12 protein-coding genes and 1 riboswitch are annotated in these 13,983 nt (G+C 36.6%); of the genes, 3 read left to right on the top strand and 9 right to left on the bottom strand.

Features of this window, described 5'->3' with window-relative positions:
- Positions 1-10 precede the first annotated feature (10 nt).
- Positions 11-676, bottom strand: a complete 666-nt coding sequence (locus MHB74_RS01860; protein WP_061679433.1) for a methionine ABC transporter permease — start codon at positions 674-676, stop codon at positions 11-13.
- A complete protein-coding gene (locus MHB74_RS01855) occupies positions 666-1,685 on the bottom strand; it encodes a methionine ABC transporter ATP-binding protein (protein WP_061679434.1) in 1,020 nt (339 codons plus the stop codon). The genes MHB74_RS01860 and MHB74_RS01855 overlap by 11 nt, the downstream gene beginning before the upstream one ends.
- Positions 1,686-1,808: 123 nt before the next feature.
- A riboswitch (SAM riboswitch) is annotated at positions 1,809-1,914 on the bottom strand.
- Positions 1,915-2,310: 396 nt separating this feature from the next.
- On the opposite strand from MHB74_RS01855, the gene MHB74_RS01850 reads away from it, so the two are divergent.
- A complete protein-coding gene (locus tag MHB74_RS01850; RefSeq protein WP_061679435.1) occupies positions 2,311-2,874 on the top strand; it encodes a cysteine hydrolase family protein in 564 nt (187 codons plus the stop codon).
- A 232-nt stretch (positions 2,875-3,106) separates the two neighbouring features.
- On the opposite strand, the gene MHB74_RS01845 is transcribed toward MHB74_RS01850, so the two are convergent.
- The 7 genes from MHB74_RS01845 to MHB74_RS01815 all read right to left on the bottom strand — a co-directional run bounded on the left by MHB74_RS01845 (position 3,107) and on the right by MHB74_RS01815 (position 12,195).
- Complete coding sequence (locus MHB74_RS01845) at positions 3,107-3,256, bottom strand: hypothetical protein (protein ID WP_061679436.1); 150 nt, start codon at positions 3,254-3,256, stop codon at positions 3,107-3,109.
- Positions 3,257-3,442: 186 nt separating this feature from the next.
- Positions 3,443-4,990 carry an L-glutamate gamma-semialdehyde dehydrogenase gene (gene pruA, locus MHB74_RS01840; protein ID WP_000259556.1) on the bottom strand — a complete coding sequence of 516 codons (1,548 nt, stop codon included), beginning with the start codon at positions 4,988-4,990 and terminating at the stop codon, positions 3,443-3,445.
- Between the two features lie 152 nt (positions 4,991-5,142).
- Positions 5,143-5,913, bottom strand: a complete 771-nt coding sequence (locus MHB74_RS01835) for a TSUP family transporter (protein ID WP_061679437.1) — start codon at positions 5,911-5,913, stop codon at positions 5,143-5,145.
- Positions 5,914-6,008: 95 nt separating this feature from the next.
- Positions 6,009-7,202 (bottom strand): CamS family sex pheromone protein, encoded by a 1,194-nt coding sequence (locus MHB74_RS01830; protein ID WP_061679438.1) that lies wholly within the window; start codon positions 7,200-7,202, stop codon positions 6,009-6,011.
- Positions 7,203-7,218: 16 nt separating this feature from the next.
- Positions 7,219-9,228 carry an NAD-dependent DNA ligase LigA gene (gene ligA / locus MHB74_RS01825; RefSeq protein ID WP_000031462.1) on the bottom strand — a complete coding sequence of 670 codons (2,010 nt, stop codon included), beginning with the start codon at positions 9,226-9,228 and terminating at the stop codon, positions 7,219-7,221.
- Positions 9,229-9,243: 15 nt separating this feature from the next.
- On the bottom strand, positions 9,244-11,493 hold the full coding sequence (gene pcrA / locus MHB74_RS01820; protein WP_061679441.1) for a DNA helicase PcrA: 2,250 nt from the start codon (positions 11,491-11,493) through the stop codon (positions 9,244-9,246).
- A 12-nt stretch (positions 11,494-11,505) separates the two neighbouring features.
- Positions 11,506-12,195 (bottom strand): heptaprenylglyceryl phosphate synthase, encoded by a 690-nt coding sequence (locus MHB74_RS01815; RefSeq protein WP_000272092.1) that lies wholly within the window; start codon positions 12,193-12,195, stop codon positions 11,506-11,508.
- A 337-nt stretch (positions 12,196-12,532) separates the two neighbouring features.
- Here MHB74_RS01815 and MHB74_RS01810 point away from each other — a divergent pair, with 337 nt between their 5' ends.
- Positions 12,533-12,910 carry a YgaP family membrane protein gene (locus tag MHB74_RS01810; protein ID WP_000812333.1) on the top strand — a complete coding sequence of 126 codons (378 nt, stop codon included), beginning with the start codon at positions 12,533-12,535 and terminating at the stop codon, positions 12,908-12,910.
- 220 nt (positions 12,911-13,130) lie between these two features.
- Positions 13,131-13,976: an SPFH domain-containing protein gene (locus MHB74_RS01805; protein ID WP_000660687.1), complete on the top strand. Its 846-nt coding sequence runs from the start codon at positions 13,131-13,133 to the stop codon at positions 13,974-13,976.
- Positions 13,977-13,983 lie beyond the last annotated feature (7 nt).

Raw genomic sequence — 13,983 nt, 5'->3', positions numbered from 1 at the left:
CTCTTCCCTTTTATGATCTGCGTAAAAAGACTTTCGCAAAGTAGTTTCCTAAATTTTGAGCTACCTGTACAAGAATAATAAGTAAAACGACCGTTACGAACATAACTGATGTATCAAAGCGTAGATAACCATATGTCATCGCTAAGTCACCAAGGCCACCACCACCGACAAGCCCAGCAACTGCAGAAAATTCAATTAAACCAACTGTCATAAATGTAACTCCTAAAATCAATGGTGCTAACGCTTCTGGTACAAGAATTTCAAAAACAATTCTAATTGGTGAAGCACCCATTGCTTGCGCTGCTTCAATGACTCCCTTTGGAACTGAAACAAGATTTGTTTCAACCATTCTCGCAATACCGATTGATGCAACTAACGTCATTGGGAAAATCGCTGCTGCTGTTCCAATCGTCGTTCCAATAACGCTTCTTGTTAGTGGACTTAAAGCTACTAAGAAGATAATGAACGGAACCGGGCGAATTGTATTAATAATGATATTAAGAATAGAAAAGACCCATTTATTTTCTAAAAAGTTTCCTTTTCTCGTTACATACAACAGTAAACCTAGAGGTATACCAAGAATTGTAGCGAATATAAGGGTTACGATTACCATTAAGAGGGTATCCCCCGTCGCCTCTACTATGCGGGGCCAAAATATACTCCAATCAACTCGCATGAGCTTCTACCTCCTTCAGCTGCACTTGCAGTCTTAGATGTTGTAATGCTTTTTGGATTTCTTTTTGCTCACCTTGCAGTTCTACAAGAAGGTTTCCAAATAGCACATTTTGAAGTTCAATAATATTTCCGTAAAGCACGTTTACATCGACGTTATAGTTTTTTGCGATATATGATAGTACTGGTTGCCCTGTCTCCTCACCAGTAAATGTTAAGCGATAAATCTGTCCTCCATTTTGAATTTTCGCTAGAACACTTTCTGGTAAATGATCATTGATAATAGAACGTACAAAGTTTTGAGTCGTCTTTGTTTTGGGTTGTGTGAAAACGTCAAACAGTTTTCCTTCTTCAATAACTCTCCCCTTCTCCATTACAGCTACACGGTGACAAATTTCTTTCACAACGTGCATTTCATGTGTAATAAGAAGAATTGTTACATTATATTCTCGATTTACCTTCTTTAATAAGTTTAATATCTCTGTCGTTGTTTCTGGATCTAGAGCTGATGTTGCCTCATCACATATAAGAATATCTGGCGATGTGGCAAGTGCCCTAGCAATACCAACACGTTGCTTTTGACCGCCTGATAGTTGCTCTGGATAATAGTTTACTTTATCTTCTAACCCTACAAACTTCAGCAGTTCATTTACTCTTTCTTTTATCTCATTCTTTGGTACTTTCGCTAATTTTAATGGATAAGCAATATTCCCAAACACTGTTCTTGAATTAAATAAATTAAAACTTTGAAAAATCATCCCGATTCTTTGTCTTAGCTTCCGTAATTCTTTCGTCGATAGTAATGTAATATCTTTATCATCTATTGAAATCGTTCCTGCCGTCGGTCTCTCTAGCATATTTACTAAGCGTAACAACGTACTCTTTCCAGCGCCACTAAAACCGATAATGCCAAAAATTTCGCCCTTCTCAACTGATAATGTTACGTCTTCCACTGCATGAACAGATTGCCCACCTGATTCATATACTTTACTTACGTTGTTAAAAGAAATCATTTTCTTCCCTCCTATATGCTGTAAAAACTTGAAGTAGAGCTTTCGAGGTAAAATAAAAAGTGCTCTCCTTCTTATCAACCATAAAGATAAGAAGGAGAGCACTTATATGTACTCGGTCACATCTTCTCATCTTCCAAGCCTTTTATAGGCTTGCTGGAGTTAGCACGGTATTAAAAAACCCGTTGCTGAGGTATCGTAGGGCCAGTCCCTCCACCTCTCTGGATAAGAATGTATCGATTTAATTGTCGTTTAATTAATTCTCATTATAGAACTCAGAATAATAAGAGTCAATACATTTTTTAGAAAAATATTAATTATTATTCTATTAAAATTTTCAAATAAAAAAATCACACTACAATAGTGATTTTTAAAGTTATGTAAAATTCTTTTCCTTCATATTTTTTTAAAAGGAGAATTCTCTCTATAAAGTGAAACTATAATCAGTGGGGGTTTTGTTCATCCCCCACTGATTATCAGCCCTCACCAATCGGACATTTACGGACAGTTGATCTCCCACCTAACTTCTTTGCTCCAGCCGAATTTTGAGGTGGGAGTTTTACTGCCCGTTAATGTCGGATAAATTGAATACCATTATTTGAATATGAAATCGGAGGAAGATAAATATATGAAAACAGCTCTTTTACTCGTTGATATTCAAAATGATTATTTTCCGCACGGAAAGATGGAGTTGCGTAATCCAGTAGAAGCCAGCGAATACGCTAGTCAGCTACTACAATTCTTTAGAACGAAAAACGAACCTATTTTTCATATCCAACATGTAGCAATTAAAGATGACGCTACTTTTTTCCTACCCAATACAGAAGGTGTACATATTCATGAAAGCGTACGCCCACTTAGAGAAGAAACCGTTATACTCAAACATTATCCAAATAGTTTTCGCGAAACCGATCTTCTAGAACAATTACAACGTTTAAATATTGAGCACATCGTCATATGCGGGATGATGACTCATATGTGTATTGACGCTACCGTAAGGGCTGCTTTTGATTTCGGCTTTCCATGTACCGTTATACATGATGCTTGTGCGACAAAAGATCTTTCTTTTAAGAATGCTACAATACCAGCCGTTTATATTCATAACACAATTTTAGCTAGTTTAAATGGAGTCTATGCAAATGTAGTGAGTACAGAGGAGTTTTTGGCTACAAAAAAACACTCCCTTCAGTGAGCAAAACCGAAAAGAGTGTTTCTTGTCAAACCATAGATTTTCTTTCAAATTGTATTATACAGGAAATCCTTAAAATGAATACTAAAAAATATGACTAATAAGTCAATTTTTCTCGTTGTTTTGTTTCTATTTACATGTTTATCCTGATATTAATAGGGTTTAGCTAGTTCTAATCACCAAACGGTAATATATGGTAATTAGAACTAGTTTCTCCTATCAAAAACGTAACATATTATTTATCTGTTTGTTTTTGCTTCTTTTTCAAATACTCCGCACGCAATTTTTCAATTTGTTGCTTTTTATCAAATTTGGCAGGCGTCTGTTTTTCATGAAACTTTGCCACAGCTACCTGACTCTTGTAATCCAATTGATATTTTCCCACTTTGTTCACCTACTTTTCTTATCTTTAAAGAGAATCTATCCAACAAATATAATATATCTTATTTACTGAAGTAAACCTTATTACTTCATTAGTTTTTCTACTGATATCTATCTTAATCCACATATAGCAAGTTTTTCAAAAAAAAAAGAGATCTTCGCATACTGCGAAGATCTCTCCTACTATTTCTTATAAAGTTTCAGAAGTAGTTTTTGCTTGCATGTGAAGCGCTAAGTAGTCAGGGCCACCAGCTTTAGAGTCTGTACCAGACATGTTAAAGCCACCGAATGGTTGGTAACCTACGATTGCACCAGTACATCCACGGTTAAAGTATAAGTTACCCACATGGAATTCTTCACGTGCTTTTTCAATATGGTCACGGTTATTAGTAACAACAGCACCTGTTAAACCGTATTCTGTATTGTTTGCAATTGCTAGTGCATGATCAAAGTCTTTTGCTTTACAGAATGCTACTACTGGTCCGAAGATTTCTTCTTTCATTAAGCGAGCATCTTCTGCAACGTCAGCAACGATTGTTGGTTGGATGAACCAGCCTTTAGAATCGTCTCCTTCGCCACCTGCTAAGATTCTACCTTCTTCTTTACCAATTGCAACATAGCTCATTACTTTATCGAATGCAGCTTGGTCATTAACAGGACCCATGTTTGTACCTAATACAGCTGGGTTAGCAACTGTTAATTCTTTCGTTAATTCAACAGCACGATTTAATACGTGATCGTATACATCTTCATGGATTACTGCACGAGAACATGCAGAACATTTTTGTCCTGAGAATCCGAATGCTGATGCAACGATAGATTTAGCTGCTAATTCAAGATCTGCTTCTTTATCAACAACGATTGTATCTTTACCACCCATTTCAGCGATAACGCGTTTTAACCAAATTTGGCCTGGGTTTACTTTCGCTGCACGCTCATAAATACGGATACCTACATCACGAGATCCAGTGAAGCTCACGAAACGTGTACGAGGGTGATCTACTAAGTAGTCACCAACTTCAGAACCATTACCTGGAACGAAGTTTACTACGCCAGCTGGTAAGCCGGCTTCTTCTAATACTTCCATGAATTTCGCTGCTACTACAGGAGTTGTACTAGCTGGTTTTAGTAATACTGTGTTACCAGAAACTAAAGCAGCTGTTGTCATACCTGCCATAATTGCGAATGGGAAGTTCCAAGGAGAAATAATAACACCTACTCCTAATGGAATGTAAGAGAAACGATTATATTCAATTGGACGGCTTTCTACTGGAATACCGTCTTTTAATTTTAACATTTGACGACCATAATATTCCATAAAGTCGATTGCTTCTGCTGTATCAGCATCTGCCTCATTCCATGGTTTACCTGCTTCTTTTACAAGAATAGCAGAGAATTCATGCTTTCTGCGACGAACGATTGCTGCAGCGCGGAATAAAATGTCTGCACGCATTTCTGGCTTTGATTTTCTCCAAGTTTGGAATGTTTCATCCGCTACTTGCATTGCTTTTTCAGCTAACTCACGGCTTGCTTTTGAAACGCGACCAACAAGTTCCTCTTTATTTGCAGGGTTTACAGAAACAATTTTGTCTTCTGTAGTGATTTTTTCTCCCCCAATAATTAATGGATAGTCTTGTCCAAGATAAGATTCTACTTTCTTTAAACCTTCTTCAAACGCTAATTTGTTAGCCTCCACTGAAAAATCTGTAAATGGCTCATGTTTGTATGCTACTACCATTTTTTTAGCCTCCCCTTAGAAAAACGTTTACATTTTACAACATTATTCTACACGATAATTTAGATTTATTCAAATATTCCTAGACTTATATTTTAAAAATTAATTAATTTTTAAAATATAATAAAAAAATAGAGTTATACATACGTATAACTCTACAAAATATGAGTATATTCCAAAATGTTTTTTCCAATCAATAAAATAGTTACTAATAAAAATAAAGTTCTCACATATCCAACACCTTTTTGGACTGCAAACTTCGATCCAAAATAAGCGCCAAAAATCATCGACAATCCCATAATAATACCGTATTCAAAATGAATTACGTCTAAAAATAAAAAAGTAATTAAAGATACGATGTTACTAACAAAGTTCAAAAGTTTTCCAGATGCTGCCGCTTGAATAAAATCCAAACCAATTAATAAAAATGCAAAAATTAAAAAGGATCCTGTCCCTGGTCCAAAAAATCCGTCGTAAAACCCTATCATTAAAATAACAAAGAAAAATATTAATGTTTTTCTTTTCGTCATCTTCTTATAGGTAGATACACTTCCCCAATCCTTTTTTGCAATAATATAAATAGCAATAAACACCAACATCACAAGCACTAACGGACGTAAAATATCCGGCGGAATAAACTTTACTACTAAAGCACCTGAGACCGCCCCTATAATAGTTAACGGGATTAACTTTCCTACAATTTTAAAATCGACCTTTCCTGATCGAATAAAATAAATTGCACTCGTAAACGTCCCCATCGTTGCCGCTAATTTATTTGTTGCAATTGCCGAAGCTGGTGGTAAACCAACAAACATAAGTGCAGGAAGTGAAATTAATCCTCCACCGCCAACAACTGAATCAATAAAAGCTGCTAAAAAGCCGAATGCAATTAATAAAATAATGACTTGAAAACTTAATTCTTCCATGTGCTTACCCCTTACCCCCATTATTTATAACATTTTAAATTATAACAAAATTATTCAAGAAAAAAAGCCGTTCCATAAAGGAACGGCCCTCCTATTTAATCTAAAATTTTCACAAATGGTTCATCTTGCTTCGCTTCACGTATAATAATCGCTTCTGGGCGTTCTACAGATTTAATCGTTACTTGTACTTTCATATAATTCGGGAAGTATTCTGTCACAAGCCCAGCTACATATTGTGTAAAGCCAATTATTTCTGCTTTCCCATTAAACTGGACCGGAATATCAAGCTTTATTTCCCTTAATTCATCGTCTCTATACATACCAGTACCGATAACAGCTGTATAGTCGCCCTGGAAATAATCGCTTAGTTTCGCTTTAAAGTTCGATACTCTCGCAAGATCTTCACGTTTATTATCTGTTTTCGCTTGTTCAGATGGGAACAAATAATACTTCTCATTAATTTGTTTCCAATCCTCAACCTTTTCACTACCTTTTTCTACATTCGCATAAGAGACAAAGTTACCTGGTACGAGCGAAGACTTTGGAGCCTGACGATACATCGCAAACGTTATCGGAACATTTTTTGTGTCAGGTTTTTTTTCATGCATAAATTTCAAGACTTCTTGCGCCATTTTTTTCCCTTCGGCTAACATTTTTTCTTGCTCGATTTTAGTTTCACGCGGATAACCATGCTCTTCCTCGTAATAGTGAACCGAATTCATTGCTAAACCAACTACAATACCTTGGAGTTCATCTGTTTCACCTTTTTTCACATAATAATCATGCTCTAAAATATTTGAAATATATATTGGATTTTTTTTATTTTTTTCCTCTAATGATTCTGATCCTCCACCTAACGCTGGGTTTAACCCAATGTTAGGAAATTTAACGGCATCTTTTTTTAACTTGTCCTCTAGTTCCTTTTGTTCAGCATCTGTACGCTTTCTTTTAACAAGCATCTGCACATTTTGAGTATCTAGAGCACTTCCACCTTTAAAGAAATGATCTTTCGTACTAAAGGATTCTTTTGCAATACGCATTAATCCTGTTTCAAATTCATCTATATCAAGACGATTACTTACTCCTTGTACAACTAAACCACGTGCAGCTCCTGCGTCAAATGGAATAGTCGTCTTATAATATTCATCCGAAATAGAGTACTTCGGAACGATTGCTTGTTCTTTTGCTTTCCCCGATTTCTCAACCACTTTTTCATCTTTATCGGCACCTGCACTACATCCACTTACAAGTAGACCAAGGCTTAATACCGCTAATGCTATTTTTTTCATGGTAAGTTTGCACCTCTTACTTATTTAGCTCTTGTAAGAACCTCTCTTCATTCCAAACCTCAACATTATGCTTCTCTGCTTGTGCTAATTTCGAACCCGCTGCTTCACCTGCAACAACTAAATCCGTACTTTTACTAACACTTCCTGTTACTTTTCCACCTAATGCCTCAATCTTCTTCTTCGCTTCACTACGTCCCATAACTTCTAATTTCCCTGTTAAAACGACAGTTTTTCCTGCGAAGTACGACTCAACATTTTGTAAATCAGCAATTTTTATACCTTTGTATGCCATATTCACGCCATACTCTTTAAATTGTTGTAATAGCTCTAATACGTCTTCATTATCAAAATACGTCACGACGGATTGAGCCATTTTTTCACCAATCTCGTTAATTGCTTTTAGCTCTTCTTCCGTTGCTTTCACAAGTGCATCCATCGTTTCAAAATGCTCTGCAAATGTACGTGCTGCTTTTGCTCCGACATGGCGAATACCAAGACCGAATAGTAATCGCTCTAATGAGTTTTCTTTAGAATTCTCAATTGCTTGCACTAAATTCGTTGCTGATTTTTCACCGAATCGTTCTAACTGCAATAATTGCTCTTTCGTCAACGAATATAAATCAGCAAATGTACGAATATAATCCGCATCAAAGAGTTGTGTAATGACACGTTCTCCAAGTCCATCAATATTCATTGCATTTCTTGAAACAAAATGAATTAACCCTTCTCGAATTTGAGCTGGACAAGTTGGATTTATACAACGAAGTGCTACTTCTTCTTCTAAACGAACTAGTTCACTTTCACATGCTGGGCAATGCGTTGGCATATGGTATTCTTCTTCCTCACCAGTACGCTTATCGAAAATAACGTTCACAACTTCAGGAATAATATCTCCGGCCTTCTTCACTACCACATAGTCACCAATTCGAATGTCCTTTTCACGAATTAAATCTTCGTTATGTAAAGAAGCACGACGAACGATCGTACCAGCCACTCGCACTGGCTCTAGCTCTGCTGTCGGTGTTACAACCCCTGTGCGACCAACACTTAATTCAATACCTGTTAATCTTGTTACAACTTCTTCAGCCGGGAATTTATAAGCAATTGCCCACCTTGGACTCTTTGCTGTAGTTCCTAAACTTTCTTGAAGAGCAACATCATCTACTTTTATAACGATTCCATCAATCTCATAATCAAGATGCGGGCGTTTTTCTTGCCATTCTTCTACATAAGCTATAACTTCTTCGATTGTTTCACATGTACGACGATTTGGATTTGTTTTGAATCCAAGTTCACCTAAGAAATCAAGCGATTCACTATGTGATGGAATTGTTTTTTCTTCTACATTCGCAAGACCGTACACAAACATAGATAAGTTACGCTTCGCTGCAATTTTTGGATCCAGTTGGCGTATTGAACCTGCCGCCGCATTACGCGGATTCGCAAATACATCTTCACCATTTTGTTCTTTTTCTTCATTTAACTTAACGAATGAACGCTTCGGCATATAAGCTTCGCCTCGTGCTTCTAACGTTACTTCTTCATTTAAACGGAGCGGGATCGCTTTAATCGTTTTTAAATTTTGGGTAATATCTTCACCTGTTACACCATCACCACGTGTTGCCCCTTGAATAAAGCGTCCTTTTTCATAATGAAGTGAAACAGCAAGTCCGTCAATTTTTAATTCGCATATATATCTTACATTCGCATCATCAATTCCTTGGCGTACTCGTCGGTCGAAATCACGTAAATCTCCTTCGTTAAATGCATTTCCTAAACTTAACATCGGTGATTTATGTGTTACTTTTTCAAATATATCAAGAACAGTTCCCCCAACGCGAATGGAGGGAGAGTCCTCACTCATAAACTCTGGATTCTCTGCTTCTAATTTTATAAGCTCCTGCATATTACGGTCATACTCCGCATCAGAAACAGAAGGATTGTCTAATACGTGATACTGATAGTTAAATGTATTTAACAAATCACGCAGTTCTTCTATACGTTGTTTTGCTATCTCTTTTGACATATCCTCATTCCTTTCCTATTGTTTCGTCACAGGTGCAAATTTTGCTAACAAACGTTTAACACCAATTGGGCTTGGGAACGCAATATCTAATTCTTTTGCATCACCTTCACCTTTTACACTGACAACTGTACCGACTCCCCATTTTTGGTGGGAAGCTTTATCTCCTACTGCCCAGCCGATTTGCTCGCCACCTGTCGTCTTAGCTGCAGGACTCGCGAAAGCTGAACGAGAGCGTGTTGTAGTTGTCATTGCCGTTCTGCTGTTACTAGCCGTTCTGCCTTTTGCACCAAACGAAGTTTCACGCTTCGGCGCTGTTTCATTTAACGATTCTACTAGCTCTGCCGGGATTTCTGTAATAAATCGAGAGGCAGCGTTCATACTTGTTCGACCAAATAAAGTACGCATTTGTGCATTTGATAAATATAACTCTTCTTCTGCACGCGTAATACCTACATAAGCAAGGCGACGCTCTTCTTGCATTTCATCTTCTTCCATGAGAGAACGAGTATGCGGGAATATTCCTTCCTCTAACCCAACAATAAAGACAACTGGGAACTCTAACCCTTTCGCTGAGTGCATCGTCATTAAAATAACTTCCTCACCAGCAGTTGGATCTTCATCGACACGATCAATATCAGCAACAAGCGCTAAGTCTGTTAAGAATGCAACAAGGCTCTTATCTTCGCTTTGAGATTCAAATGTTTGCGTAACAGATAAAAACTCATCTAAGTTCTCTAAACGACCTTCCGCTTCTAAAGTACGCTCGTTTTTCAACATGTCACGATAGCCTGTTTTTTCAATAACTTCTTCTACCAATTCTGTAACAGATAAATACTCTTGCCTATTAACCCAGTTGTGTAATAAACCTGCGAATTCTTTTACTGCCTTTGTAATTTTTGCACTTACTCCAACATGCTCAATCTCATCGAATACAGCTGTTAATGAAATTCCATTTTGTACGCCGTAATTAATAATTTTATCGATAGAAGTCGCACCAATTCCGCGCTTTGGCATGTTTATAATACGTGCGAAACTAATCTCATCATCTGGATTCCCAATTAAACGTAAATACGCCAAAATGTCCTTAATCTCTTTACGATCGTAGAACTTCGTACCACCGACAATTTTGTAAGGAATATTAGATTTCAGGAAAATCTCCTCGACCATACGAGACTGCGCATTTGTACGATATAACACTGCAAAATCAGTATATTTTCGTTTTCCCATTTGAATATCGTCACGAATTTTTTTCGCAACAAAATATGCTTCGTCTTTTTCCGTTGCAGCACGGTAATATGAGATTTTGCTTCCAACTTGATTGTCTGTCCATAATTTTTTCGGTTTACGGTTTGAATTTTTTTCAATAACAGCATTCGCTGCATTTAAAATATTTTGTGACGAACGATAGTTTTGTTCTAATAGAATAACTTGCGCATTCTCATAGTCTTTTTCAAATGACAAAATGTTAGAAATGTCAGCCCCACGCCAGCGATAAATAGACTGATCTGAGTCACCTACAACACATAAATTTTTAAAACGTGCTGCTAAATGTTTAACAAGAAGGTACTGCGCTTTGTTCGTATCCTGATACTCATCCACGTGAATATATTGGAACTTGCGTTGATAAAACTCTAGTACTTCTGGAACACGTTCAAATAAATGAATCGTTGTCATAATTAAATCATCAAAGTCTAATGAGTTATTTTTCAGAAGACGTTTTTGATATTCTGTATATACATCGCTCGTTAATTTTTCATATGGATCAGCTATTGTAATTTTCTTTGCATATTTATCTGCAGATAATAATTCATTTTTCGCATTACTAATACCCGCTAAAATAGAGCGTGGCTCAAATTTCTTCGGATCAATATTACGTTCTTTCATGATTTTCTTCACAACCGTTAACTGATCGCCTGAATCTAAGATTGTAAAGTTACGATTAATACCAATACGATCGATATCACGTCTTAAAATACGTACACACATAGAGTGGAACGTAGAAATCCAAATATCTTCTGCTTCTGGTCCGACAAGTGTATCAATACGCTCACGCATTTCACGAGCCGCTTTATTTGTAAAGGTAATAGCTAGTACATTCCATGGTGCTACACCTTTTTCACCAAGTAAATACGCAATACGATGTGTTAACACACGTGTTTTACCACTACCTGCACCTGCCATTAATAGAAGTGGTCCGTTCGTTGTTTGTACTGCTTTTTGTTGCTGCGGATTTAAACCATTTAATAATCTATCTGTCTTACTCATATATGCCTGCACCTACTCTCCTTTTACTGCTTTAACTGTTTTTAACGCGGATTTTATATCATCATAAATAATATTTCCAACAACTACTGTATCAGCATACTGCGCCATTTCTTTCGCTTGTTCTGCATTAGAAATACCGCCTCCGTAATACAACTTCGCTTGTTTTAATTCTGCTTTTACATTTTTAACAAGTTCAACATCTCCATACGTACCGCTATATTCTAAATAAAATATCGGTAAACGTAATAGCTTGTCTGCTAAACGTGCGTATGCAATCACATCATCTTCTGTTACATCACATTTGGCATCTGTAAGCTGGGCTACTTTCGCTTCAGGATTTAAAACACAATACCCTTCCATGAAAATTTCGTCCCAATCCATAATATCCCCAAATTCTTTCAAAGCCTCATGATGAACGCCTGTTACCCATTCCACTTTTCGGCTATTTAAAACGCTTGGGATGTAATAAAAATCAAATCCTGGTGTAATTGCTTCTACATCAGAAACCTCTAACACACAAGGAACTGCATATCTACGAATGCTAACTAGCATGTGCAGTACATTATCAATTGTCACTCCATCACTTCCGCCCACAATAACAGCATCTGTTCCAGACTCACAAATCATTTCTAAATGTTCATCACTTAACTCCTTATTTGGATCAAGCTTAAATACATGTTTCCACCCGGAAATATCGTACATGAAAACACCCTTTCTTTTCTCTATTTATATATATTTCTGTTCAAAATAACAGTTTATTTTCATTAGGATTTTTTAACTTCATCTTAAATATTTGTTTAAAACGGAGAATTAAGTTTGGAATTCCCTCTTCCATATTTTTTCAAACTAGAGGATTTAATTTTGAACTTCCTTTTATGCATTCTTTCATTATAACAAAAAAAGCTACTTACACACACGCACATTCCAACATCTTTTTCAACGTCAAATGTTGGATTACATATCCCAAAAATCACACGGGATACTAATAAGAGAAATAGTATTATCTATTTCAACTTTCATAAAAAGGAGTGTTTTTCTAATGAAGCAAAACATCGGTACAATAAACGCCCTAATTCGAATTACACTCGGACTTATCCTCTTCGGCTGTAGTAGCGCTAAACTTGTACGCAAGCCGTGGTGCACTTGGTCTAACGTCTTGCTATGGATTGGTGCAATGAAAATTGCAGAGGGAATTGTTCGTTTCTGCCCTGTTGTTGAAATGTGGAAATTCGGAAAATACATGAATATGGGGGCATTTAAAATGCCTAGCATGAATTTTACTGAAAAGGGACATGCTAAAGAAGAAGTGAATCAAACTTCCAATCACGACAAACCACGGTCAAATGGAAGTTTTGACGCTTCTGACAAAGAGATTGAGTCAGCGATTGAAGATATAATCCTGGCAAAACCGCTTTGAATCATTTGTCACGATGCAAGATGCTCTCAAAGGGACTTAGCTGCTGCAGTGGGCGGTTAAGTCTTCTTTATTTTACCACAAAACAGAACGTATATTCTTATTTTAAACCTTAAAATATACATAAGAGATACCCAATCAATAAATTTCAGAAAATTAGGTGTAAACCCCTTGCTTAAAATGATATAAAAGTGATATCATTTTTATATCAGGAGGCGATCATATGAAAGAAAAACAAGTATTTTATGTTAATGGTTTTCTTGGGATTATTGGAATTTTGATTTTAGCCGCTATCGGTGTATTTTTCCTCGTGCAAGAAATTTTCATAGGAGCAGCATTAACTATTATTTTAGCCGCAGTTCTTGCTACAGGTATTGGTATTGTTCAACCAAACCAAGCGAAAGTCATTACGTTTTTCGGTAATTACTTAGGAACAATTCGTCAAAATGGTTTATTTTTAACGATTCCGTTCGCATTCCGTCAAACTGTATCGTTACGTGTGGAAAACTTTAATAGTAAGAAATTAAAAGTAAACGATGTTGAGGGAAATCCGATCGAAATTGCAGCCGTTATCGTATATAAAGTAGTTGATTCTGCAAAAGCAATGTTCGGTGTTGAACATTACGATCGATTTGTAGAAATTCAAAGTGAAACAGCAATCCGCCACGTTGCAACAAAATATCCTTATGACAATTTCCAAGATGAAACTTGCATCACGTTACGCGGAAATACGGAAGAAATCTCTGAAGAATTAAAACGTGAGTTAGAAGCACGCCTTGAAATCGCTGGCGTAGAAGTATTAGAAACTCGTTTAACACATTTAGCTTACGCAACAGAAATTGCCCATGCAATGCTACAACGTCAACAAGCAAAAGCAGTATTAGCTGCCCGAAAAGAGATTGTTGAAGGTGCTGTGAAGATGGCGAAAGATTCAATCCATATGTTAGATGAGGAAGGCGTACTGGAACTCGATGACGAGCGTAAAGCAAATATGGTGAACAATTTATTAGTTGCCATCGTTTCAGATAAAGGTGCGCAACCAGTTATTAATACAGGAAGCCTATACTAAAAGGTTG

The sequence above is a fragment of the Bacillus sp. FSL K6-0069 genome, assembly GCF_038007785.1.
In the GTDB taxonomy this organism is placed as follows: domain Bacteria; phylum Bacillota; class Bacilli; order Bacillales; family Bacillaceae_G; genus Bacillus_A; species Bacillus_A mobilis.
Note: the sequence above shows the minus strand (reverse complement) of the source record. Positions and strands in the feature narration are given on the sequence as shown.

Bases quoted from the DNA above. Each gene is read 5' to 3' on its own strand.
- MHB74_RS01860 (WP_061679433.1), bottom strand. From the start codon at position 676: ATGCGAGTTGATTGGAGTATATTTTGGCCCCGCATAGTAGAGGCGACG.
- MHB74_RS01855 (WP_061679434.1), bottom strand. From the start codon at position 1,685: ATGATTTCTTTTAACAACGTAAGTAAAGTATATGAATCAGGTGGGCAA.
- MHB74_RS01850 (WP_061679435.1), top strand. From the start codon at position 2,311: ATGAAAACAGCTCTTTTACTCGTTGATATTCAAAATGATTATTTTCCG.
- pruA (WP_000259556.1), bottom strand. From the start codon at position 4,990: ATGGTAGTAGCATACAAACATGAGCCATTTACAGATTTTTCAGTGGAG.
- MHB74_RS01835 (WP_061679437.1), bottom strand. From the start codon at position 5,913: ATGGAAGAATTAAGTTTTCAAGTCATTATTTTATTAATTGCATTCGGC.
- MHB74_RS01830 (WP_061679438.1), bottom strand. From the start codon at position 7,202: ATGAAAAAAATAGCATTAGCGGTATTAAGCCTTGGTCTACTTGTAAGT.
- ligA (WP_000031462.1), bottom strand. From the start codon at position 9,228: ATGTCAAAAGAGATAGCAAAACAACGTATAGAAGAACTGCGTGATTTG.
- pcrA (WP_061679441.1), bottom strand. From the start codon at position 11,493: ATGAGTAAGACAGATAGATTATTAAATGGTTTAAATCCGCAGCAACAA.
- MHB74_RS01815 (WP_000272092.1), bottom strand. From the start codon at position 12,195: ATGTACGATATTTCCGGGTGGAAACATGTATTTAAGCTTGATCCAAAT.
- MHB74_RS01810 (WP_000812333.1), top strand. From the start codon at position 12,533: ATGAAGCAAAACATCGGTACAATAAACGCCCTAATTCGAATTACACTC.
- MHB74_RS01805 (WP_000660687.1), top strand. From the start codon at position 13,131: ATGAAAGAAAAACAAGTATTTTATGTTAATGGTTTTCTTGGGATTATT.